This is a genomic window from Enterococcus saccharolyticus subsp. saccharolyticus, from assembly GCF_029023825.1.
GTDB classification, from domain to species: Bacteria; Bacillota; Bacilli; order Lactobacillales; family Enterococcaceae; genus Enterococcus_F; species Enterococcus_F saccharolyticus.
In genome coordinates, this window is record NZ_CP118957.1 from 2,392,617 (window position 1) to 2,413,608 (window position 20,992).

The 20,992-nt window shown below is 37.5% G+C and carries 20 protein-coding genes; 2 read left to right on the top strand and 18 right to left on the bottom strand.

Translation table 11 applies throughout. The features are described 5' to 3' along the window. Positions 1 to 183: 183 nt before the first annotated feature. From glyA to PYW32_RS12225, 5 genes are all read right to left on the bottom strand, one after another. Complete coding sequence (glyA, locus tag PYW32_RS12205) at positions 184 to 1,425, bottom strand: serine hydroxymethyltransferase (protein WP_035009993.1); 1,242 nt, start codon at positions 1,423 to 1,425, stop codon at positions 184 to 186. Between the two features lie 181 nt (positions 1,426 to 1,606). Continuing rightward, positions 1,607 to 2,626: an L-threonylcarbamoyladenylate synthase gene (locus PYW32_RS12210; protein ID WP_016174001.1), complete on the bottom strand. Its 1,020-nt coding sequence runs from the start codon at positions 2,624 to 2,626 to the stop codon at positions 1,607 to 1,609. Positions 2,627 to 2,823: 197 nt separating this feature from the next. Continuing rightward, positions 2,824 to 3,654 (bottom strand): peptide chain release factor N(5)-glutamine methyltransferase, encoded by an 831-nt coding sequence (gene prmC, locus PYW32_RS12215; RefSeq protein ID WP_016174000.1) that lies wholly within the window; start codon positions 3,652 to 3,654, stop codon positions 2,824 to 2,826. Then, positions 3,647 to 4,720, bottom strand: a complete 1,074-nt coding sequence (gene prfA / locus PYW32_RS12220) for a peptide chain release factor 1 (protein WP_016173999.1) — start codon at positions 4,718 to 4,720, stop codon at positions 3,647 to 3,649. Before prfA ends, prmC begins: the two co-directional genes overlap by 8 nt. A gap of 18 nt (positions 4,721 to 4,738) precedes the next feature. Continuing rightward, the gene (locus PYW32_RS12225; protein ID WP_016173998.1) at positions 4,739 to 5,308 is read right to left on the bottom strand and encodes a thymidine kinase; all 570 of its coding nucleotides are present in this window, start codon (positions 5,306 to 5,308) and stop codon (positions 4,739 to 4,741) included. A gap of 258 nt (positions 5,309 to 5,566) precedes the next feature. Here PYW32_RS12225 and PYW32_RS12230 point away from each other — a divergent pair, with 258 nt between their 5' ends. Continuing rightward, positions 5,567 to 6,715: a hypothetical protein gene (locus PYW32_RS12230; RefSeq protein WP_016173997.1), complete on the top strand. Its 1,149-nt coding sequence runs from the start codon at positions 5,567 to 5,569 to the stop codon at positions 6,713 to 6,715. Between the two features lie 158 nt (positions 6,716 to 6,873). Here PYW32_RS12230 and PYW32_RS12235 read toward each other — a convergent pair whose 3' ends face one another. The 5 genes from PYW32_RS12235 to PYW32_RS12255 form a co-directional block, all read right to left on the bottom strand. Beyond that, positions 6,874 to 7,329, bottom strand: coding sequence for an ASCH domain-containing protein (locus PYW32_RS12235; RefSeq protein WP_016173996.1), 456 nt, complete (start codon positions 7,327 to 7,329; stop codon positions 6,874 to 6,876). A 60-nt stretch (positions 7,330 to 7,389) separates the two neighbouring features. Beyond that, complete coding sequence (locus tag PYW32_RS12240; protein WP_338070866.1) at positions 7,390 to 8,112, bottom strand: TraX family protein; 723 nt, start codon at positions 8,110 to 8,112, stop codon at positions 7,390 to 7,392. A gap of 143 nt (positions 8,113 to 8,255) precedes the next feature. Continuing rightward, positions 8,256 to 9,737, bottom strand: a complete 1,482-nt coding sequence (locus tag PYW32_RS12245) for a CHAP domain-containing protein (RefSeq protein WP_016173994.1) — start codon at positions 9,735 to 9,737, stop codon at positions 8,256 to 8,258. A 254-nt stretch (positions 9,738 to 9,991) separates the two neighbouring features. Further along, positions 9,992 to 11,746, bottom strand: coding sequence for a DNA helicase RecQ (recQ, locus tag PYW32_RS12250; protein ID WP_016173993.1), 1,755 nt, complete (start codon positions 11,744 to 11,746; stop codon positions 9,992 to 9,994). Positions 11,747 to 11,779: 33 nt separating this feature from the next. Continuing rightward, positions 11,780 to 12,673, bottom strand: coding sequence for a helix-turn-helix transcriptional regulator (locus PYW32_RS12255; RefSeq protein ID WP_016173992.1), 894 nt, complete (start codon positions 12,671 to 12,673; stop codon positions 11,780 to 11,782). 77 nt (positions 12,674 to 12,750) lie between these two features. Here PYW32_RS12255 and PYW32_RS12260 point away from each other — a divergent pair, with 77 nt between their 5' ends. Then, a complete protein-coding gene (locus tag PYW32_RS12260; protein ID WP_016173991.1) occupies positions 12,751 to 13,209 on the top strand; it encodes a VOC family protein in 459 nt (152 codons plus the stop codon). Positions 13,210 to 13,245: 36 nt separating this feature from the next. Here PYW32_RS12260 and PYW32_RS12265 read toward each other — a convergent pair whose 3' ends face one another. From PYW32_RS12265 to lepB, 8 genes are all read right to left on the bottom strand, one after another. Beyond that, on the bottom strand, positions 13,246 to 13,638 hold the full coding sequence (locus PYW32_RS12265) for an OsmC family protein (RefSeq protein ID WP_016173990.1): 393 nt from the start codon (positions 13,636 to 13,638) through the stop codon (positions 13,246 to 13,248). Then, positions 13,635 to 14,525 carry an ATP-binding cassette domain-containing protein gene (locus tag PYW32_RS12270; RefSeq protein ID WP_016173989.1) on the bottom strand — a complete coding sequence of 297 codons (891 nt, stop codon included), beginning with the start codon at positions 14,523 to 14,525 and terminating at the stop codon, positions 13,635 to 13,637. The genes PYW32_RS12265 and PYW32_RS12270 overlap by 4 nt, the downstream gene beginning before the upstream one ends. After that, positions 14,522 to 15,400 carry an ABC transporter ATP-binding protein gene (locus PYW32_RS12275; protein ID WP_016173988.1) on the bottom strand — a complete coding sequence of 293 codons (879 nt, stop codon included), beginning with the start codon at positions 15,398 to 15,400 and terminating at the stop codon, positions 14,522 to 14,524. Before PYW32_RS12275 ends, PYW32_RS12270 begins: the two co-directional genes overlap by 4 nt. Before the next feature lie 4 nt (positions 15,401 to 15,404). Continuing rightward, positions 15,405 to 16,235 (bottom strand): ABC transporter permease, encoded by an 831-nt coding sequence (locus PYW32_RS12280; RefSeq protein ID WP_016173987.1) that lies wholly within the window; start codon positions 16,233 to 16,235, stop codon positions 15,405 to 15,407. Next, positions 16,235 to 17,194 (bottom strand): ABC transporter permease, encoded by a 960-nt coding sequence (locus PYW32_RS12285; protein WP_016173986.1) that lies wholly within the window; start codon positions 17,192 to 17,194, stop codon positions 16,235 to 16,237. Before PYW32_RS12285 ends, PYW32_RS12280 begins: the two co-directional genes overlap by 1 nt. A gap of 200 nt (positions 17,195 to 17,394) precedes the next feature. Next, positions 17,395 to 18,978, bottom strand: a complete 1,584-nt coding sequence (locus PYW32_RS12290) for an ABC transporter substrate-binding protein (RefSeq protein ID WP_016173985.1) — start codon at positions 18,976 to 18,978, stop codon at positions 17,395 to 17,397. 254 nt (positions 18,979 to 19,232) lie between these two features. After that, entirely contained in the window at positions 19,233 to 20,078 is an 846-nt protein-coding gene (locus tag PYW32_RS12295; RefSeq protein ID WP_016173984.1) for a MetQ/NlpA family ABC transporter substrate-binding protein, read from the bottom strand. A gap of 335 nt (positions 20,079 to 20,413) precedes the next feature. Beyond that, positions 20,414 to 20,986, bottom strand: coding sequence for a signal peptidase I (lepB, locus tag PYW32_RS12300; RefSeq protein WP_016173983.1), 573 nt, complete (start codon positions 20,984 to 20,986; stop codon positions 20,414 to 20,416). Positions 20,987 to 20,992: the final 6 nt, after the last annotated feature.

Consider the following 20,992-nt stretch of genomic DNA (forward strand, 5'->3'; position numbering starts at 1 on the left):
GCGTCAATTCACGCTAATTTTTAAGAATAGTTGTGAATCATTGGTTTTTGCTAAGAATCATTTCGTATTTCATGCTTATTCTTACTTTTCCTCGCTCATTTTGTACGTTTATCTGTCCGTACAATGTTTCTTCTGTCATACAAAAAAGGAATTCTCCCATCCGAAGAATTCCTTTAGTGACAATTATTTTGTGTATAGTGGATGCGCATCTGTTAATGCACGAACTTCTTCTTTGACTTGTGCATGCACAGCTTCGTCATCTTTATTTTCTAATACTTTCACGATTAATTTAGCAATTGCTGCTGAACCTTCTTCGTCAAAGCCGCGACTTGTAATCGCTGGTGTTCCAACACGAATACCACTTGTTTTGAAAGGACTTAATGTTTCAAATGGAATAGAGTTTTTGTTCACTGTGATATTGACAGTATCTAATAATTTTTCTGCATCTTTTCCTGTCATATCAAAACCAGTAACATCAATTAATAATAAATGATTATCTGTTGAACCAGAAATTAAGCGTGCTTTTGCTGAATCATTGAATACTTCAGCCATCGCTTTTGCATTTTTGATTACTTGACCAGCATATTCCTTGAAGCTAGGATCTAAGGCTTCTTTGAATGAAATTGCTTTACCAGCAATGACATGCTCCAATGGTCCACCTTGGATACCAGGGAAAACATTGCTGTTAATCTTTTTCGCTAAATCTTCGTCGTTTGTTAACACTAAGCCTCCACGAGGACCACGTAATGTTTTATGCGTTGTTGTGGTTGTGATATCTGCATAAGGTACTGGACTTGGATGTAAACCAGCAGCAACTAAACCAGCGATATGTGCCATATCAACCATTAATTTTGCGCCCACTTCATCAGCAATTTCTTTGAACTTAGAAAAATCAATCGTACGAGAATAGGCACTAGCACCAGCAACGATTAATTTTGGTTGATGTTCTTGCGCTAATTGACGAACCATGTCATAATCAAGCAATTCTGTTTCTTTATCCACACCATAACTTACAAAGTTATATGTTTTACCACTAAAGTTAACTGGTGAACCATGTGTTAAATGTCCGCCGGCAGATAAATCCATTCCTAAAACTGTATCGCCTGCTTCAATTAATGCTAAGTAAGCTGCTGTGTTCGCTTGAGAACCTGAGTGAGGTTGTACATTTGCAAATTTCGCCCCAAAGATTTCTTTCGCACGATCAATTGCTAAACTTTCAATGACATCAACAAATTCACAACCGCCATAGTAACGACGACCAGGGTAACCTTCCGCATATTTGTTTGTTAAGATGCTTCCTTGTGCAGCCATTACGCCTTCAGAAACAATATTTTCAGAGGCAATTAACTCTAAGTTATTTTGTTGGCGCTCTGCCTCATTTTCAACCGCTGTCCATAAATCTTTATCAAACTCTTTATAATCCATTCTACACATAACACCCCTTTACTAAGATGTTAGCATTGTAACATAATCACGCAAAGAAATCTCCAAAAAAAATTAAAAAGGCGATTCATTTTCTCTTTTTCAAACAAAAAGCGCTTTATATACGAACAATAAAAAGAAACACTTCCTTTATCGTTAGAAAAAAGAAGTGTTTCTGCTTGTATTATTCAAAAAATTGTTGCCCAGCAGCTTTTTTTAAGCGATTCATATATGCAACGCCTAACTCTTGTTCCGGAAAAGTCGCCACATAAATCACATCTAATTCCTCTGACTCATCCAACGCTCGCAAACCGGCGAACAATCCTTTTGTCGCAGCTTCTACACTATCATCAGCAAAGCAAAAAACTGCGGTAACCTCTGATTGGACTTGATTTACAATACCTGGACCTGCCATTACGCCAACATGTAAGTGTTGTTTTTTAGCAACCGTGATCGCTTTTTTCCAATCATTGTCGCGAATCATTACCACGTTAGTATCTGGTGAATAGTGTTTGTATTTCATACCTGGTGATTTTGGCGCTTCTGATTCTTTGATTAGATGCTTATCAACTGCAATCACTATCCCTAAATCTTGTTCCAATTGTTCCTTGGTAATTGCTCCGGGACGCAAAATCATAGGTGGTTGTGTCGGATCACTAATATCCAACACAGTGGATTCAACGCCTATTGCTGTTGATCCATCTTCTAAAATACCTTCAATTTTCCCCTTCAAATCATGGTACACATGTTCACTAGTTGTGGGACTTGGTTTTCCCGAGGTATTTGCACTTGGACCCACTAAAGGTAAACCTGATTTTTCTAGCAAAGCTAAGGTTTTGTCATTGTTTGGCATTCGAAAAGAAACGGTAGGTAATCCTGCAGAAACAACTGAAGGAAAAGCATTTTCTTTCGTTTGACAAACTAAGGTAAGAGGACCTGGCCAGTAAGTTTTCGCTAGTTTCTCTGCTAAAGGATGCACATGAACTATATAATTCTTCACTTGGTCAAAACCAGTAACATGTACAATCAAAGGATTATCACTGGGTCTTCCTTTTACTGCAAACACGCGTTTCACCGCATTTTCCGATAAGGCATTCGCACCTAACCCATACACCGTTTCAGTAGGAAAAGCCACTAACCCATCAGCAGTTAACATTGCCACTGCCAAATCTAATTCTTCTTCATTCAATCGTTTGGTTTCCATCGCTTATCCACACCCTTTCTATGATTATTTGTTTAGTTATCAACAATTTTAGATAGTTATCCACAATCTGTGGATAACTCACACAATAAGAACCCTGCCTATTATACCGAGCTTTTATCTCGGTTTTCACCACGGTAATTTTTATCACCTAGGTAAAGACCGAACAAAAAATACCTTTGTCCACAACTTGTGGATAACTAAAAAACAACAATCATCCGATCTTTTCCAGCCATATCTTTTCTAATTTCCACAGTTTTTTCAGGGAAGTTTTTTTGGAATAATTCTTGAACTGCTTTGCCTTGCTGAAAGCCAATCTCTAAAAATATTTTCCCTTGAGGTTTTAGTTTTACCTTGGCTTGCTCAGCTAATTTTTCGTAGATAGCTAACCCATTATTTTCTGCAAACAAGGCTGTCTTAGGCTCAAAGCACCGAACACTCTCATCCATTACATCCCATTCCTCTTGGCTAATATATGGCGGATTGGAAATTAATACATCAATGGCTTCCGAAATCGGTTCTAAGGTATCGCCGAGGTAAAAATCCACGGCGACATCTAATAATTGACTATTCTTTTTAGCTACTTCTAAGGCTTTTTCTGAGATATCTACAGAAGCCACTTGCCATGTCGGGCGTTCTGCTTTTAAGGTAATCGCAATCGCACCTGTTCCAGTGCCCACATCAACAACTGTTAAAGAATCCTGTGACGTAGTTTGCAGACATAATTCGACTAATTCTTCTGTTTCTGGTCTAGGAATCAAGGTATTCTCTGTCACTTGAAATTGACGACCATAAAATTCTTCATGGCCAATCAAATACTGAGGTGGATGATTGGCTAAGAGCGCTGTTAAATCTTTTTGAAGTTGTTCTTCTTCTTTGCTCGTTATTTCATTACGCATGTTTAATAACCAGTCTGTTTTTGACCAGTTTTTTCTTGCAAGAAAAACGTATTGAATCGCATATCCTTCTTTTCCTTGTTCTTCTAAAAAAGAAGAAGCCCATGACAGGACTTCTTGATAAGTTTTAGCCATTTTGTAACTCTTCTAACTTCGATGTTTGATCGTATACAATTAATGCATCGATAATTTCATCCATTTTACCTGCTAGAATTTGATCTAATTTTTGAATCGTTAAACCAATTCGATGATCGGTTACACGGTTTTGTGGGAAGTTATACGTACGGATACGTTCTGAACGGTCACCAGTACCAACTGCTGATTTACGGTTTGCATCGTATTCACTTTGCGCTTCTTGTTGGATTTGATCATACACACGAGCACGTAAAACTTTCATTGCTTTCTCACGGTTTTTCAACTGAGAACGCTCATCTTGCATCGCCACAACAATCCCAGTTGGAAGATGGGTTAAACGAACGGCAGATGCAGTTTTATTGACGTGCTGTCCACCCGCACCAGACGCATGGTAAATATCAGTCCGAATATCTTTATCCGCGATATCGATTTCCACTTCTTCAGCTTCCGGCATAACGACCACTGTTGCTGTTGATGTATGAATACGTCCTTGTGATTCTGTTGAAGGAACACGTTGAACACGGTGTGCGCCACTTTCATATTTCAATTTAGAGAAAACATTGTCGCCAGTAATCATCATGATGACTTCTTTGTACCCACCAATTCCGGTAACATTTGCTTCTAGGACTTCTGTTTTCCATCCTTGAGACTCTGCATAACGTTGATACATACTGAATAAATCACCAGCAAACAACGCCGCTTCATCGCCACCAGCAGCACCACGAATTTCCATGATGATGTTTTTATCATCATTTGGATCTTTTGGTAACAACAAAATTTTGATTCGTTCTTCTAAATCAATTTTTTCTTTTTTCAATTCTGACAGTTCTTCTTTAGCTAATTCTGCCATTTCGTCGTCCAAGTTTTCTCCTAGCATTTCTTCTGCATCAGCGATACCTGAAACAACCTCTTTATAACGACGATAAACTTCTACTGTTTCACGCGTGTTTGCTTCTTCTTTTGATAACTCCATGAAGCGCTTGGTATCAGAAACGATAGCTGGATCACTTAGTAATTCGCCTAGTTCTTCATAACGGTCTTCAATTGATTGTAACTGATCGTACATTTTATTTTGCTCCTTTGCTTAAATTTCTGGATGGAAATAATGGTGCCGACAAACGGGATAATAGGCTTCATTGCCCCCAATTTGTACTTGTGCTCCTTCATAAACAGGTTTTCCATCAATATAATGTAAATTCATAATTGCTTTTTTATGACAAAACCAGCAAATAGTTTTCATTTCTTCAATTTTGTCGGCATATAGCAATAAGTATTTTGATCCTTCAAATAATTCATTACGAAAATCATTTTTCAGACCAAACGCCATGACAGGGATTCCTAGTTCATCAACTACTCGTGTGAAAGAAAGGACGTGCGCCTTCTTTAAAAACTGCGCCTCATCAATCAAAACACAATATGGTGTGTAGTCTAATTCTTGAATGACAGAAAAGACATCCGTCTCATCAAAAATAGGAATAGCTTTTTCTTCCAAACCAATTCGACTAGAGACTTGTCCAATGCCAGAGCGTGTGTCCAATCCACTTGTCATCAAAACAACAGGTTTATTCTGTTCTTCATAGTTGTGGGCAACTTTTAAAATCTCAATCGATTTTCCACTGTTCATTGCGCCATATTTAAAAAATAATTGTGCCATGTGGTCATCCTCCGTTTGTTCCTTTGCTAGTATACTTGAAAATGACGATTTTTTACAGCTTTAAATATCTTCTTTCCATCATTTTTATTCAATTCTTCGTTGTAAAATGAAAGAAATCCGCAAATTGAAATAACATTGATTTATTATTCACAATAAAAAGGTGCATTTTTTTCTATAAATATCAAAATACCATTTGGCAACGTTTTCCTTTTATGATAAAATGTGAATAAATTAACAAATAAATTTTAGGAGGATATTATGAAAAAGTCACGAATTGCCACATTTATTGTTTTTGCAAGTTTAAGCTTAGCTGCTTGTAGTCCAGATAACTCAAATACAGCCAGCTCAAGTACGGAGGATCAAGCACAAACAACTGCATCAAGCGCTACTTCTGAAAGTACCACGAGTGATGCTATTAACATTACCATTGCAGAAGGAACGGATACAGGTACTGAAATTCCGGCTGATACACTAGTCATGCGCCAAATGTATACCGCACCTCATGGCACAAAATCATTCGCTGCTGTAAATGTTTTAATGAACGGAGAAACAATTATTGACGCGCGTGTGGATGAATTCCAATATTTAGACCCAGCAGACTTTAAAGGCGTGCCAAATGCAGATGCAGGATTTGGTGAAGCATTCCCTGAAGGAACTGTCTTAGCAAGTAAAACTGAAAATGACACTGCGTACTCGGCACTAATGAAAGATAAAGCCGGTGCTACACAAACATGGCAAGCAAGTATGGATGCTATTACCGCATTTGTTAAAGGAAAAACCGTGGCTGACCTTGAAACTGCTGTCGGTGAGTTAGACAAACAAGGCGAAGACGGAAATCCTGCCGATGTCGTTTCTGGTGCAACATTCGCTGATACAAAAGGTTACTTGCAAGCAATCGTTGATACTGCGAAAAATGGCATGGTCGCTGTTGGTGCAAAGACAGATGCAACAGATTTGAAACAAGCACAATCATTAGGGGCACCACATGGCGATAAATCCTTTGCTATTACTACTGTCGCGATGGATGGTGACAAAGTAGCTGCTGTTTTTGTCGATGAGTTCCAATATGTCGACGCTGCTGCGTTTGGTGGCGTGCCTAATTCTGATACAGATTTTGGACAAGGCGTCGCTGCAGGACAAGTCCTAGCTTCTAAAGTAGCCAACAATGAAGCTTACTCCGCTTTGATGAAAGATAAAGCTGGAGCAACCCAAGAATATGCTGTAAATATGCAAGCTGTCGAAGATTTTGCAATTGGGAAAACTGTTGCTGAAATCGAAGTTGCTGTCGGCGAATTAGACAAACAAGGCGAAGACGGAAATCCTGCTGATGTCGTTTCTGGCGCAACGTTTGCCGATACAAAAGGTTATTTACAAGTCATTGCTGATACCGCGAAAAAAGCAGAATAACTCAAAAAAGGCACTATGATAGCAGTAAAAACAACGTAAAAATATCCGAACGATAGAAAATGAGAGATGCTCTTGCGACAAGGACCCACCTGAGCGCAAAAACAACCTCTATCGTTCGGATATTTTACTAATGTTCAAGTTTCTGTCACAGTCCTTTTTTAGTGATTGATATCAACCACTTGAAACGATTGACAAACCAATTCCATGGTTGGCGAAAAGTTTAAACCGTATTGACTGAGTTCCCAGCGAAAGAATCGTTCATGTTCATTGTACCAATAGGCATAACTCAAATCTCCTTCACCTTCAGAAATCGCAAACTCTGCGGTGACCTCATTCATTGGGATAATCGCAATCTTGGTGTATTGAATAACCGCTAAAGGCTGATTGTGACCATCTAAAACAATCGCATAATCCCCTACATTAGGAAATGGCTCGCCTTCAATATCATAGACACATTTTGCAGCACAGGTTCCCGTTTTGATTCCTTGAACCACCAACTGTCCTAGCTCATTGCCCATTTTTTCTGAACCATCGCCAAACATCCAAGCATCCGGAACTTCTTTTGATAAGCCGTGTTTTTGGCTAAATATCTGCCAATATTCCTTACTATCCATAGACCCATCCTCTCATTTTCGTTATAGAATAACAGTTCCTTTCAATGAATACAAGTCTCATTACATCATTAGCGTCGCCAGTAAAGCAATCAAATATAAATGGACTGGATAAAAAACATAGAAAAAATATTTAAAAAATGGATGATTACTTCTTCTCTCCCCATTATACAACGCTAAAAATGGCAAAACGGAAATAAAGAAGAAATCTGAATTCATTGCCAACATATTGAGGGTTGTTTGCCAATCTCCATAATCCACATAACTCATGAAAAATAACAAGATAGCAAAAACAATCCAACAACTATTACGTAGCCAAATGTTATTTCTACCAAAATATGAAATCAGCATAAACGGAACTAGGATCATTCCGCCTTCAGTCATTGGTGAAACAATAATTAAACCCACGATACATGCACTACATAATAAACGTCCCAATCCATGCGTCTTTTGCCAACGTTGTATCACATATAAAATTGTTGTCCCTAAAGCAAGCGTCAGAAATATATTATTATGTACTGCATATTCTGGAGCAAAGACAAAGGTATTTAGTACTTGATTTCCTAATAACATTCCCACTCCTGCAAGCCACAAACGAACTAAATATTTTTCTTGATTGCGTGTATAAAACAAACCTTCTACGCTCATATACGCAAAAAAAGCACCTACACAGCGAGTCAGCACATGTAAAACCGCCGCTGTTTCAACAGATACAAACGGACTAATATGGTCAAACACCATTAAAACTAGCATAAATAATTTCAGTTGATTTCGATTAAAAATAATTAATTCCTACTTTCTTTTTTTCTTTAATATAACAACGTCTGCTCTACTTTACCAGTTGTTTAAATAACAATGAACGAACATTTTTGTCATATAAAAAAAGGTAGCAGGCTTCCATTGAAGTCTGCTACCTTGGATAGTATCAATTAACGGTGAATATAAGTGTAACCTGATGCGCTCATTGTTGCTGTGTTAGGGCCTCCAGGACTAGAGAATCCCATTCCGCCTTGAGAAATAGTGATTGTATTGCTTGCTGCATCGTAAGATTCTACGTAACCTACGTGTCCATAAACGCCGTCTGCTGTCCAAACGCCACCTACAGATTGACCAGCTGCAAATACAACGACTGCTCCAGCAGCAGGTGTACCATTTACAGTGTAACCATCAGCTGCAGCCGATGCTCCCCACTGTGCGCCATTACCCCAGTATGTTCCAACCCATGGTGCACGGTTTTTAACAAACCAAGTACATTGTCCCCAAGCGTACATGTTGCCTGATGCTGAGTGATCTACAGCACCACTTGATGAATTACCTCCAAATGAGCTGTTATTGGTTGTTTCAACGACTGGCGTTTCAACTTCAACTTTCACTTCTGGTGTTGTTTCAACAACTGGTTCTTCAACAACAGTTGGTTCGCTTGTTTTCACTTCTTGAACAACTTCTTCTTTTACTTCAACTTTTGGAGCAGGTTGCTCTACTGTTTCTTCAGCTTTTGGTTGTTCTACTGTTTCAGATTGTTCTGTTTGTTCTACTGTTTCTTCAGCCTTTGGTTGCTCTTGTGTTTGTTGTGCTTCTTCTTGAACTGCTGGTTGTTCTGCTTGAACTTCAGCTTGAGCTTGTTGTGCTGCTGCTTGTTTCGCTGCTTTTTGTTGAGCAGCTTCAATACGTGCTTGCTCTTCTGCTGCTTTTTTAGCGGCTGCTTGTTGTGCTGCTAAAATACGTGCTTTTTCAGCTTCAGCTTCTTCTTTTTTCTTTTGTAAGTTTGCTTTATCGCCTTCAGCAGTAGCTTGTTGTGCTGCTAAGTCTGCTTTTAAGACATTAATACTTGCTTGTTTTTCAGCAAGAGAATTTTGTTCAGCTTCCAATTGTTGTTGTGTCGCCGCAACTTCTTGGACTTTTCTTTCATTCTCTTTGATATTTTTTTCAACAGCTTCTTTATCTTGTTTTTGCTTCTCAATTAATTCATTGTTCGCTTTAACAATTGTTGAAACTGCTTGAACACGACCAATTGCATCGCTTAAAGAATCAGCTTCTAGTACAGCGTCAATTAAGTTCATGTTATCGCCATTCACTTGTACGTCACGTGCTTGGTTTTGGATAACTTCTTCACGTTGTGCAATGCGTAATTTTAAATCAGCGATTGTTTGTTGTAATTTTTCAGCTTCTTTACCTAATTCAGCTTGTTTTGCTTCTAATTCGCCAACTTTTTCGCTAACTGCTGCAATTTCTGATGATAAAGCATCAATTTGTGCTTGCGCGTCCGCTTGTTGCCCTTTTAAAGAATTGATTTTTTGATCTTGTTGTTCGATTTGATCATCGATTGTATCTGCCAAAGTTGCGCTTGGTGCTGAAACTGCTGTTAACATTAATGAACATACCATTAAAGTGGCTAAGTATTTTTTCTTCAAATTATTGTTCCCCCTGAGATGACTTATAATATAATTATCTAACTTCTTCTAATAAGAAAATTTCATGTTCTAATTTAGCGACAGATAAATCTTAACATATTATTATGCCACTTAGGTAAAAAGAATGTTACAAAATTATTTCAAATGAATATCAAATGCACCTTTTTTCAGAAATAATGATGAATTTTTGCAAAATTCGATGAAAATGTGTTTTTTGACATATATAATAGTAGAAAATATCGAAACACTTCCTACTATTTATTTTCTTTTTGTAAAATTGTTAAGAATTGTTCTCCATATTTATCTAGCTTATTTTGACCAACACCTTTAATTTGTAAAAATTCCAAGGAAGTTTGTGGTTGTTTTTCGGCTAGCTCTTGTAATGTTTTATCAGAAAAAATAATATACGGTGGTAAATTTTGTTCTTGTGCTAATGACAAACGTATTGCTCGTAATTCTTCAAATAGTTCATTATCCATCACTAATTGTTTCACTGCCGCTTGCTTACGATAGACTTTCCGTTTCCCCAGCAACACATCAATGCCTTCTGGAGAAATCGATAATAACGGATACTGCCCTTCTGATGGCGTCAAATATTGTTCCGCAGTTAAATAATCAATCAATTGTATGACTTCTTTTTGCGTCCAATCGTTCATCAAACCATAAGTCGACAGATGGTCAAAACGCCATTGCGTAATTTTTTGGTCTTTAGAACCTGTTAAAACTTTACCTACCAGTGATTTTCCGAATTTTTCCCCCATCCGCTTCACACAAGATAAAACTTTTTGTGTTTCTAAGGTGATATCCACTGATTCACGATCATCCAAGCAATTGCTACACTTTCCACAAGGCGTTCCCTCTTCCCCAAAATAGCGTAAAATATAGCATTGCAAACACATTTGTGTATGTGCATATTGACTCATTTCACGTAATTTCAAATACTCATTTTGTTGATAATCAATAGAAGAGTCTGATTGTTCAATAAAGAATTGTTGAATTTGTAAATCTTGCGCTGCATAAAGTAGAACCGCTTCACTTGGTAATCCATCGCGCCCTGCTCGTCCAGCTTCTTGATAATACGATTCTAAATTGCCAGGAATTTGGGCATGAATGACAAAACGGACATTACTTTTATTAATTCCCATCCCAAATGCGTTCGTGGCAACCATAACCTGAATGCGATCAAATAAGAAATCTTCTTGATTTTTTGAACGGGATTGCTCAGAAAGTCCACCATGATACATTCCAGCAGCTATCTCTTTGTGGCGCAATAAATGATACAAACGTTCCACTTCTTTACGTGTACTTGCATAAATGATCCCTGCTTGTCCTTTATTGGTTTTCAAATATTCCAATAAATACACATCTTTTTGTTCTTTCACAACCTGAAAAGCCAAATTTTCACGTGCAAATCCTGTTTTAATTTGATTTTCTGCCGGAATGGATAACAAATGACAGATATCTTTGGCAACATGGGTTGTTGCCGTAGCTGTGAGTGCGACAATTGTTGGTCGTTGGGCAAAGGAACGTAAGGTTTCAGCTAATTTTAAGTAGCTGGGACGAAAATCATGCCCCCATTGTGAGATACAGTGCGCTTCATCAACGGCTACTAAATCAATATCAACATGGCGTAACAATTCTAGAAAATCTGCTGTTTCTAAACGTTCAGGCGCCAAATATAAGAGCTTTACTTCCCCTCGAGCTGCCATCCCTAGACGCTGTTGAATTTCTGAAAAGTGAAGCGTACTGTTCACATAAGTAGCTGGAATCCCCATTTCATTTAGACTGTCCACTTGATCTTTCATCAAAGAAATCAACGGTGAGACGACGATTGTCAAACCATTAAATAACAGTGCCGGCAATTGATAGCAAATCGACTTCCCTCCACCTGTGGGCATAATACCTAGCACATCTTCGCGATTTAAAATTTTGCGAATGATTTCTTCTTGTCCTGTCCGAAATGTTTGATAGCCAAATTTTTCTTCTAGTAGTTGTGTTAACTCAGTCATCTATTCCCTTCTTTCTTTTTCCATTATACCTAATCAGTAACGAGCTTGTATATCTTGTAGTTTTTGCAAATAGGCTTGTTTTAGTTTACGTGGCTTAAGAATGAGGGCTTCAGTGCCAAACATCAATAAATAATTCACTAAAAAATCAAGTTCTTTTTCGTGATAGGTTCCTTTCAATTGACTATCTACAATAGTCATATTAGGAAATAGTTGCTGCTGAGCCATCTCACATCCTTTGACTGTTAATTGTATTTCAAAACAATATGGGCGTTGCTGTTGAACTAGTTGTTGTTGTATTTCTTGTGTAGTATATTTTTGTCCTTCTGAAAAAAAGTGAATGTTAGACATCTTATCACAACGATACGTTCGCCATTGTTGTTTTTGTACATCTAGGGCAAAACAATACCAAAAACCATGACGATAATTTAAGCGTACAGGTTGAATGATTTTATTTTCTCTTTGTGCTTTTTGATAATCTAAGCGTAGCTGATGCTGCGCTAAAATAGCTTGATACAATATCTCCAACTGAGGAACAGCTATCGGCATTCGGACTCCCTCATAGCTAAGCACAGTTTCCAATTCTTCTAAAGATGTAACTGAAAATTTCTCTGCTAATTTTTCTTTGATTTGTTGATAGGAATGAGGAAAAGGCGTGGGATTTTTCAATAATTGCAAAGCGAAGAAAATACTCAATAATTCCGTTTCTTTAAAATAAATTGGTATTCGTAATTGATGGGGTAACACATGATATCCGCCATTTTTTCCACTTTCAGCATATAGAGGCGCACCCAGTTCTTCTAATTCGATAGTATCACGTAATGCCGTTCGTTTAGAAATACGAAATTCGGTCATTAAATCACGCAAGTTAAATTGTTTTTTTCTGTGAATAAAAATTAATTCTTGATTGAGCCGTTCACTTTTTTTCATGATTTCTCCTTTTGGTGCCATCTTTTGTCACCATTAAAACGTATACTAAGAAAAAAAGCAAAGGAGCACGATTACTCATGACCATTCAATTAGCTACATTTTTAACACTAGACGGTAACGCAACACAAGCAATCATCTTTTACCAAGAAACTTTTCAAGCAAAACTCCTTTTTAAGATTACCAATCAACAATTCAAGGAACGTTTAAATCCCCAGCTAGAAATTCCTGAAGGACAAGAAGATTATATTTCACATTCAATTTTACAAATTGGTACGACCCAGCTACAAATTGCTGATACTTCACTTACTGGCGATAAGCTTATCACTGGTAACAACTTTTCCTTGAGCTTTACGTTTAATGATTTAGAAACTATTAAACAAATTTACCAAAAAGTTATTCAACATAAAGAAACGCAGATTCTCCTACCACCTTGCGAAAATGAATTTGCAGATTTTTATACGATTGTGCGCGACCCATTTGGTATTACCTTACAACTAACAAAAGAAAAACAACCTGATCCTGTTAAAAAAGGATAAAAAAACTCCCTCATCTGGTTGAATGAGGGAGTTTTTTTAAATAAATTCTACCGTTTCTTCCACTTCAATAGCAGGATCTAAACTTTGAATAACCGGACAATTCGGTGACACTAATTTTAGACAACGGTGGGCTTTTTCTTGAAATTCTGCTTCAACTTTTACATAAAAACGTAATTGAATGGATTGAATGGGTTCCGCACGACGAGTGGTATCACGTGTATAATCGGCTTCGATTTTTTCAAATTGATACGGAATATGTGAATTTTCTAAAACAGATTGGTAAACATACCCTCCACAGGCTCCTACAGCACAAACAAGCATTTGCACGGGTGAATAGCCTTGTTCTCTTGCTAAAACCCAATTGCCGGTTTCATGAGGCAACTCGATTTTTTCTTTTCCTTGAATGAGTGTAAATGTCTCGATTGTCATTTGTTCCTCCTTACGAAATGCCCTTGCGCTACTTCAACCCAGTCAAAGGCGTCTGTCACTTCGATTTGTTGTTGGATTTCTTTTTTTGCCAAGGCCGCTCTTGCTAATTTTGGATCAGCAATCGGTGCCGCAGCTAATAATTTTTTTGTATAAGGGTGTTGTGGTGCTTCAAATAAACGTTGCGTTGGCGCTAATTCGACTAATTTCCCTTGATACATCACTGCTATCCGATCAGAAATATGACGAATAACGGATAAATCATGCGAAATAAATAAATACGATAGCCCAAAATCTTTTTGCAATGTTAATAATAATTGAATAATTTGCGCTTGAATCGATACATCCAAGGCCGAAGTTGGTTCATCACACAAAATAAATTCTGGTTGATTGACTACGGCACGCGCAATCCCAATTCGTTGACGTTGCCCACCACTAAAGGCACGTGGTAACTTGTGTAACGCATCTCCAGCAATCCCAACACGAGCAAGAATTTGTTCTGCTTTGTCTTTAGCAGTTGCTTTTGATTCATTTAACAAGGGTTCCATAACTAATTCTAACGCAGTCATCCGCGGATTTAAAGAAGAATAAGGATCTTGAAAAATAATTTGCATTTTTTGATAAATCGATTTTCTTTCAGATTTAGATAAGGTCGTCAAATCTTGCTCTTCAAAAAAAATATTGCCTTGTGTGAGTGTCTCTAAATTTAAAAGGCTACGCCCCAAGGTTGTTTTTCCACTACCAGATTCACCGACTAAACCGAGTGTCTCACCGCGATGGATGGCCAAACTGACGCCATCTAACGCACGTACTTCTGTGACTGAGCCACGCCAGTTTTTGGAGCGAAAAATTTTTGTCGCCTGTTCCACACGAATGAATTCTTTGGTCATCTTTCTTCCTCCTTCAACCAAACATGATGCGTTGGTGATATGTCATGACGAGGCAAATCGTCCGGCAAGACTTCCTGATAATCAAAAACATGCAACTGCGCCTGTTTATCTCCTAAATGCGCAGCTTTTAGCAATTGTTTCGTATACGGGTGTTGTGGTTGATAAAAAATCTCTTCTGTCGTGCCTTCTTCCACAAGAATACCTTGATACATCACTTTGATATAATCACACATGCCTGCAACTACCCCGAAATCATGTGTAACTAAAATAACAGAAAGATTCTCGTCAGCTTGTAGTTCTTTAATCAAAGATAAAATTTGTGCTTGAATCGTCACATCAAGTGCGGTGGTTGGTTCATCGGCAATTAAAAGTTCTGGTTGCGCCAATAAAGCCATCGCAATCATTACCCGTTGGCGCATTCCGCCCGATAATTCGTGAGGAAATTGTTTCATTCGTTTTTCAGCTAATGCAATTCCGACTTTTTCTAGTTCTTGAATAGCCCGTTCATGTGCCGCTTTTTTTGTTATTTTTTGATTGCGCAAAATCACTTCTGTTAAATGGTACCCAATCGTACGTAACGGGTTTAATGAAGTCATCGGATCTTGAAAAATCATTGAAATCGGCAAAGTTTTAGGATTCGTAACCGTTTCGCCATTGAACGTAAACCGATCAGTTGTCATCAGTGCTTGTTCAGGTAAAATGTCCATCATGCTTTTCATCGCCATGCTTTTCCCACTGCCTGATTCTCCAACAATTCCTAGCACTTTGCCTTTAGGAACTGCTAAATCAATTCCTCGAAGAATCGGTGCAGCTACACCACGCTTTGGTTGAATCGTTACACGTAAATTACTTAATTCTACGATATTGTTATTCATTCGACTAGACCTCCCTTTGCAAGACTTGCTTAATCATATCGCCAAGATTGTTAAAGGAATAAATCGTCAAAGCAACAAATAACCCCGGCAATATTGCCATATAAGGCGCACGTTGCAAACTGTTTTGGGCATTTTGCAAGAGACTTCCCCAAGATGCCATGGGTTGTTGAATTCCTAATCCTAAGAAACTTAAAGCTGATTCAGTCATGATAGCACTTGAAATACTGGTCGATGCTGCAACAATTAACATCGGTAACACCGAGGGAAAGATATGTTTAAAAATAATGGTTGCTGGTGATTGCCCAATGAAATTGGCATACAATACATAATCTCTTTCTTTCGCAGACAATGTTTCGCCACGAATTAAGCGGGCAATATTCATCCAAGAAAAACACCCGATAACAATAATAATCGTTCCCAGTCCTGGTTTTAAAAAGACACTCAAAACAATCACTAAGACCAACCATGGAATAGAAGATAAAATATCCACAAGTCGCATTAAAATGTTATCAATCCAACCTCCAAAATACCCTGAAACCAAACCAATTGTTGTCCCGATTGTAGTCGCTGTTAGCATCGCTAAGACACCTACTAATAAAGAGACACGTCCGCCATAAACCACCCGAATAAAATAATCACGTCCAACTTCATCAGTACCAAAAAGATGTTTCAAACTGGGTGGTTGTGACATATTACTTACATCAGTGGCATTTGGGTCTATCGGCAACAATGGTGCGACTAACGACAAGACAATTAATAAGGTTAAAAAAACAAAAGAAAGGGTATAAATCGGAGAAGAAACAATCGCTTGGAATACATTTTTCAAACGTTTCATTACTCTTTTCCTCCCTTACGAATTCGTGGATCAACGACGGAATAAAGCACATCTGAAAGCAGATTTCCTAAAATGACCAGAGTCGCTGAAAGTAGCATAATCGCCATAATGACTGGATAATCTAAACTTCTGGTTGCACTCGTTAAATAAGGACCCACACCTGGCCAGCCAAAAATCGTTTCTGTAATAATCGCCCCCGTCACTAACATTGGCAAAGCTAAGCCTAATTGCGTTACGACTGGAATTAAAACATTCCGACTGATATGGCGACGGAAAATTTGCCCTTTGGTTGCATGAAAGGCTTTTTGCACTGTCACATAATCTTCTGACACTTGTTGGAGTGCAGAAGCTCGAATATACCGGGTCAATTCTGGGAAAAAAGCCACAGTTAAAGTTGTATATGGCATGATGAAATGTGCGAGAAAATCATTAAAATCGCCTGCTTTTCCGACAGTATTCATACCGATAATTGGGAATAGATTCAAACGATATCCTAAAAAATAAATCAAAATCATCGCAAACCAAAATGTCGGAATCGCAATTCCTAATGAAGCAATCCCATCAATTAATTTATCGAAAAATTTTCCTTTGTTTGCTGCAGCAAGTAATCCCAATGTAATTGCTAAAATTAATGCAGTCAAATACGCAGGGACAATTAATTTCATCGTATTGGGAATACGCACTGCTAATTCTCCAGCGATGCTTCGCTGTGATACTAATGAATAGCCAAAATCTCCTTTAAAAATATTCGTCAACCAAGTCACATATTGCACTAGAAAAGGTTCATTTAATCCATATTTTTCTCGTAATGCCTCCACTCGATCGGGTGACATATTTGGTGTTGTCACCGAATCAATCACATCATACGGAGCCAAATGAATCAGTGAAAATACTATAAACGAAATAATTAATAACAATGGAATAGCTTGGAGTATTCGTTTCGCAATATATCGTAGCACACGTAACGCTTCCTTTCTCTTGATAAAAATGAAAAGAGACTGAAGCTATGACATCAGTCTGTTTAACAATAAAATATCCAAACGTAGAGATTGTTCCTACGGGCAGGTCCCCGTCGCCAATTCACAGGAATTAGCACGTTTCAATCTATCTCGTTCGGATATTTTTGTTTTGATTTATGTCACACTCTCAGCTCAATTCACTATTTAATCGTTAATTTAGATACATCTTCAAATGTGTAAATTGGAATTAATCCTGCAGTTTCAACATTTTCAATACGATTATTCACTGCTAGAATTTTTTTGTTATCAACAATTGGGTAGATACGTGCATCTTCCGCAATTGCTTGTTGCAATTCGTTGTATAATTCTTTACGCTTCGTTTCATCTAATTCCACAGCTGCTTTGCTAAACAACTCATCTGTTTTTTGATTGTCTGTTTGGAAGTAATTTGAGCTACCATCTGTTTCAAATAGCGCACCATATAAATCTGGATCATTCCCCATAATATAACCACCTAAGAAAAGGTTGTATTTTGTTGATCCTTCTTTCTTTAGTTCCGCAAAAATTGCTGTGCTATCGCCACCTTCTAAGGTAACTGTAATCCCAGCTTTTTGTAATTGTTGTTGAATCAAGGTTGCTTGAATCGTTTGCGCTGGATCACTTGAAGAAAAACCTAAGTTTAATTTCAAGTCGCTTACATTGGCTTCTTTTAATAGTTCTTTTGATTTTTCAATGTTCGTTTCATATTTTTCAACATCCTCTGTTACATATGGATTGTTTGGTGGTAAGAATGAATAAGGTTGTTCATAATAATCCGTTGTTAAGTAAGCAGCTTGATTTAATTCATCTTTGTTTAAAGCAAATAAGACTGCTTGACGAACTTTTACATCTTGTAATGCTTCTGAATGAGTGTTCAATCCTAGATAGCCCACACGGTTTTCACTATATGGATATGTTGTGATTGTTTTTTCATCTAAATCAGCCACATCAGATGGTAAAACAAATGCTGCATCTACTTCACCTTTTTGTAAAGCAACTTTTGTTGTATCCGCACTTTCAATAATACGTAATGTTAAGTTTTTAATTGAAGCTTCGCCGCCAAAATAGTGTTCATTTGCTTCAAATGTTAAATATTCGCCACGTTTGTATTCAACTAATTTATACGGTCCTGTTCCAACTGGATTCTCTGGCAATTCATTCACTGAAAAATCTTCAACACCTTCAAAGACATGTTTTGGAATGATAAATGTCTCTGTCGCAATATTATTAATCGCTGCTGCACTTGCTTGTGGTAAGACAAATTTGACTGTATAGTCATCCACTTTTTCAACTTTAATTGGTTGGTCGCCTACCCATAATTTATCAGCATTCCCATTTTCTTTTTTCGCTTTTTGTTCATAAGTGAAAACAACATCATCTGCTGTAAATGGTTCACCATCTGACCATTTCACATCCTGTTTTAGATGAACAGTTACTGATAAACCATCAGCAGCAGGTTCCACTGACTCTGCCAAGGCATTTTTCGTTGTCCCATCACCTTCCACAATCACTAATGGTGAATAAATGATATTGGTTACAGTTAGTCCCCAACGATCACTCGTATTAATTGGATTCGTTGACGATGGATCGCCACTAATCGCATAAGTAAATGTTGAATCATCAGCTTTTGTTGTTGAGGCATTCGTAGATTCGTTGGTATTGCTAGTTCCCGATGAGCAAGCCGCTAAAGCCAGCCCTAAAGCAACGATACCAAAACTAAAAAGCCCCTTTTTCCATTTCTTCATTGATTATTCCCCCTGAAATAACTCTTTAACAAGTTGTTGTTTTCCCAAAGAATAGACGGTTCATTTTAAAAAGTCAACGTACACGTGATAGCTTTTTTCTATATAGTAAAATTAATTATTAAAAAAAAATCTACAAAAAAAGAGCACAGATAGGATTATCCATGCTCTTTTGCTGTAACGCTAACCTTTCTAAAAGAAAAGGTCACGTCAAAGTGTCATAAAGGAATTGAATCACTCACAATAAATGATATCTTTTACCAAACTGGCACACTAGATTTTTTCGTTGTTTCTTCAATGATTTGTTTTACTTCATCTGTTTGATAGTATTTCACAATTGTTTTGTAAATGTCTTTGTCTTTTTCTTCTTCACGTGCAGCAATCACGTTATAGTATGGTTTAGAAGAATCTGCGATGGGTTCTAAGAAAATCGCATCTTCAGTTGGAATATAGTTTGCATCCACAGCTACATTGTTGTTTACACAAGCAATATCCACATCATCCAACACACGAATCGTTTGGTTGGCATCTAATAAATCAAATTTTAAATCTTTTGGATTTGATGTAATATCATTCACTGTTGGCATGAAACCTTTTTCTTTATCCAATTCGATTAAACCAGCTGTTTGCAATAGTAACAACGCACGACTTTCATTTGATACGTCATTTGGAATCGCTACAGTCGCACCATCTTTTAAATCTTTAATGTCTTCAATTTTATTTGAGAAAATACCTAATGGATTTAACGTTGTATAAGCGATGGTTGTGTTATGGAAACCACCTTCTTTGTTGACATTATCCATGTAGATTTCAGTTAATGTTGAATGTAAATCAATGGAACCATCTTCTAAAGCAGTGATTGGTCCACGATAGTCAGTGAATTTTACGATTTCTAAAGCAATGTTTTCTTTATCTTTCAATTCTTTTTTGACATGTTCCCATGCTTCGTTGTTTTCCCCAACAACACCTAAACGAACAACTTCCGCTTTTGCTTCCTCTGAAGAACCTGTCTCTTTGGTACTACCTGAACCGCATGCCCCTAATAATGTTAACGCACCGACAGTTAAAATACCTGTCACTAATTTTTTCCAACCTTTTTTCATCACCATTCTCCTTTTGTTTTTTTCTTTCCGTTTTGACTTTACTCCTGAAAATAAAAAATGCCCTTTTATCAACATAAACATGCTGATAAAAGGACGAAATTTCGAGGTACCACCTTTTTCAGAAGTAACACTTCTCTCTTCTGTCGTAACAGAACGTTCAAGGTAACAATTGAACAAGTCGAAACTGCCTATTATCGACAATTTTCCTCAGAGAACTCGTTCTTCTTGCAAAAAATCGCAAACTCGCAAGATGACACTGCTCTTCAACGGATAGATATATAAGTTTTCTTGTACTTTACAGTATCCGTAAACGCGTGTCAATAGTTAAAAACAAATCACTTAACCAGTGAAATTTCATTCAACGGCCAATAACGCATAAAGACTTCACCTTTAATCATCGACTGATCCACAAAACCAAAAATACGGCTATCTTTTGAAATCAAGCGATTATCTCCTAGCACAAAATATTTTCCATCTGGAACAACATAGGAAAAATCATTCGTAAATGTAAGTGCTCGGTCAGCGATATCTTGGAATCGAGTACTATACGCGTACTCTGTTTGCAGCTTATCGTCTCCAAATTTTTCTTTGTATTCTGCCAAATACGTTTCATCAACTTCTTCACCATTTACAGTCAGTACATCATTTTTCATTTGTACTTTATCGCCAGGCATACCGATGACACGTTTGACAGCAAGTTTTTCTAAATCATCTGGTTCTTGGGTGGTCACAATATCAAAGCGTTCAATTTTAGAAAGTTGGAACGTAAATAATTTTTGGCCATCTGCTAAGGTAGGGTCCATCGAATGTCCTTTTACTGACACCGGTGTCACTACAAATAAGCGGATAATTAATAATAGGACGACGAAAAAAATAAACGTACCCCAGTTTTTCATAAATTCTTTCAAAGGTTA

What these genes read in the sequence shown, in the direction of transcription:
- glyA (WP_035009993.1), bottom strand. Translation starts at nt 1,425, where the DNA reads ATGGATTATAAAGAGTTTGATAAAGATTTATGGACAGCGGTTGAAAAT.
- PYW32_RS12260 (WP_016173991.1), top strand. Translation starts at nt 12,751, where the DNA reads ATGACCATTCAATTAGCTACATTTTTAACACTAGACGGTAACGCAACA.
- PYW32_RS12275 (WP_016173988.1), bottom strand. Translation starts at nt 15,400, where the DNA reads ATGAATAACAATATCGTAGAATTAAGTAATTTACGTGTAACGATTCAA.
- PYW32_RS12265 (WP_016173990.1), bottom strand. Translation starts at nt 13,638, where the DNA reads ATGACAATCGAGACATTTACACTCATTCAAGGAAAAGAAAAAATCGAG.
- prmC (WP_016174000.1), bottom strand. Translation starts at nt 3,654, where the DNA reads ATGGCTAAAACTTATCAAGAAGTCCTGTCATGGGCTTCTTCTTTTTTA.
- PYW32_RS12255 (WP_016173992.1), bottom strand. Translation starts at nt 12,673, where the DNA reads ATGAAAAAAAGTGAACGGCTCAATCAAGAATTAATTTTTATTCACAGA.
- PYW32_RS12290 (WP_016173985.1), bottom strand. Translation starts at nt 18,978, where the DNA reads ATGAAGAAATGGAAAAAGGGGCTTTTTAGTTTTGGTATCGTTGCTTTA.
- PYW32_RS12235 (WP_016173996.1), bottom strand. Translation starts at nt 7,329, where the DNA reads ATGGATAGTAAGGAATATTGGCAGATATTTAGCCAAAAACACGGCTTA.
- recQ (WP_016173993.1), bottom strand. Translation starts at nt 11,746, where the DNA reads ATGACTGAGTTAACACAACTACTAGAAGAAAAATTTGGCTATCAAACA.
- PYW32_RS12230 (WP_016173997.1), top strand. Translation starts at nt 5,567, where the DNA reads ATGAAAAAGTCACGAATTGCCACATTTATTGTTTTTGCAAGTTTAAGC.
- PYW32_RS12270 (WP_016173989.1), bottom strand. Translation starts at nt 14,525, where the DNA reads ATGACCAAAGAATTCATTCGTGTGGAACAGGCGACAAAAATTTTTCGC.
- PYW32_RS12280 (WP_016173987.1), bottom strand. Translation starts at nt 16,235, where the DNA reads ATGAAACGTTTGAAAAATGTATTCCAAGCGATTGTTTCTTCTCCGATT.
- PYW32_RS12225 (WP_016173998.1), bottom strand. Translation starts at nt 5,308, where the DNA reads ATGGCACAATTATTTTTTAAATATGGCGCAATGAACAGTGGAAAATCG.
- prfA (WP_016173999.1), bottom strand. Translation starts at nt 4,720, where the DNA reads ATGTACGATCAGTTACAATCAATTGAAGACCGTTATGAAGAACTAGGC.
- PYW32_RS12210 (WP_016174001.1), bottom strand. Translation starts at nt 2,626, where the DNA reads ATGGAAACCAAACGATTGAATGAAGAAGAATTAGATTTGGCAGTGGCA.
- PYW32_RS12295 (WP_016173984.1), bottom strand. Translation starts at nt 20,078, where the DNA reads ATGAAAAAAGGTTGGAAAAAATTAGTGACAGGTATTTTAACTGTCGGT.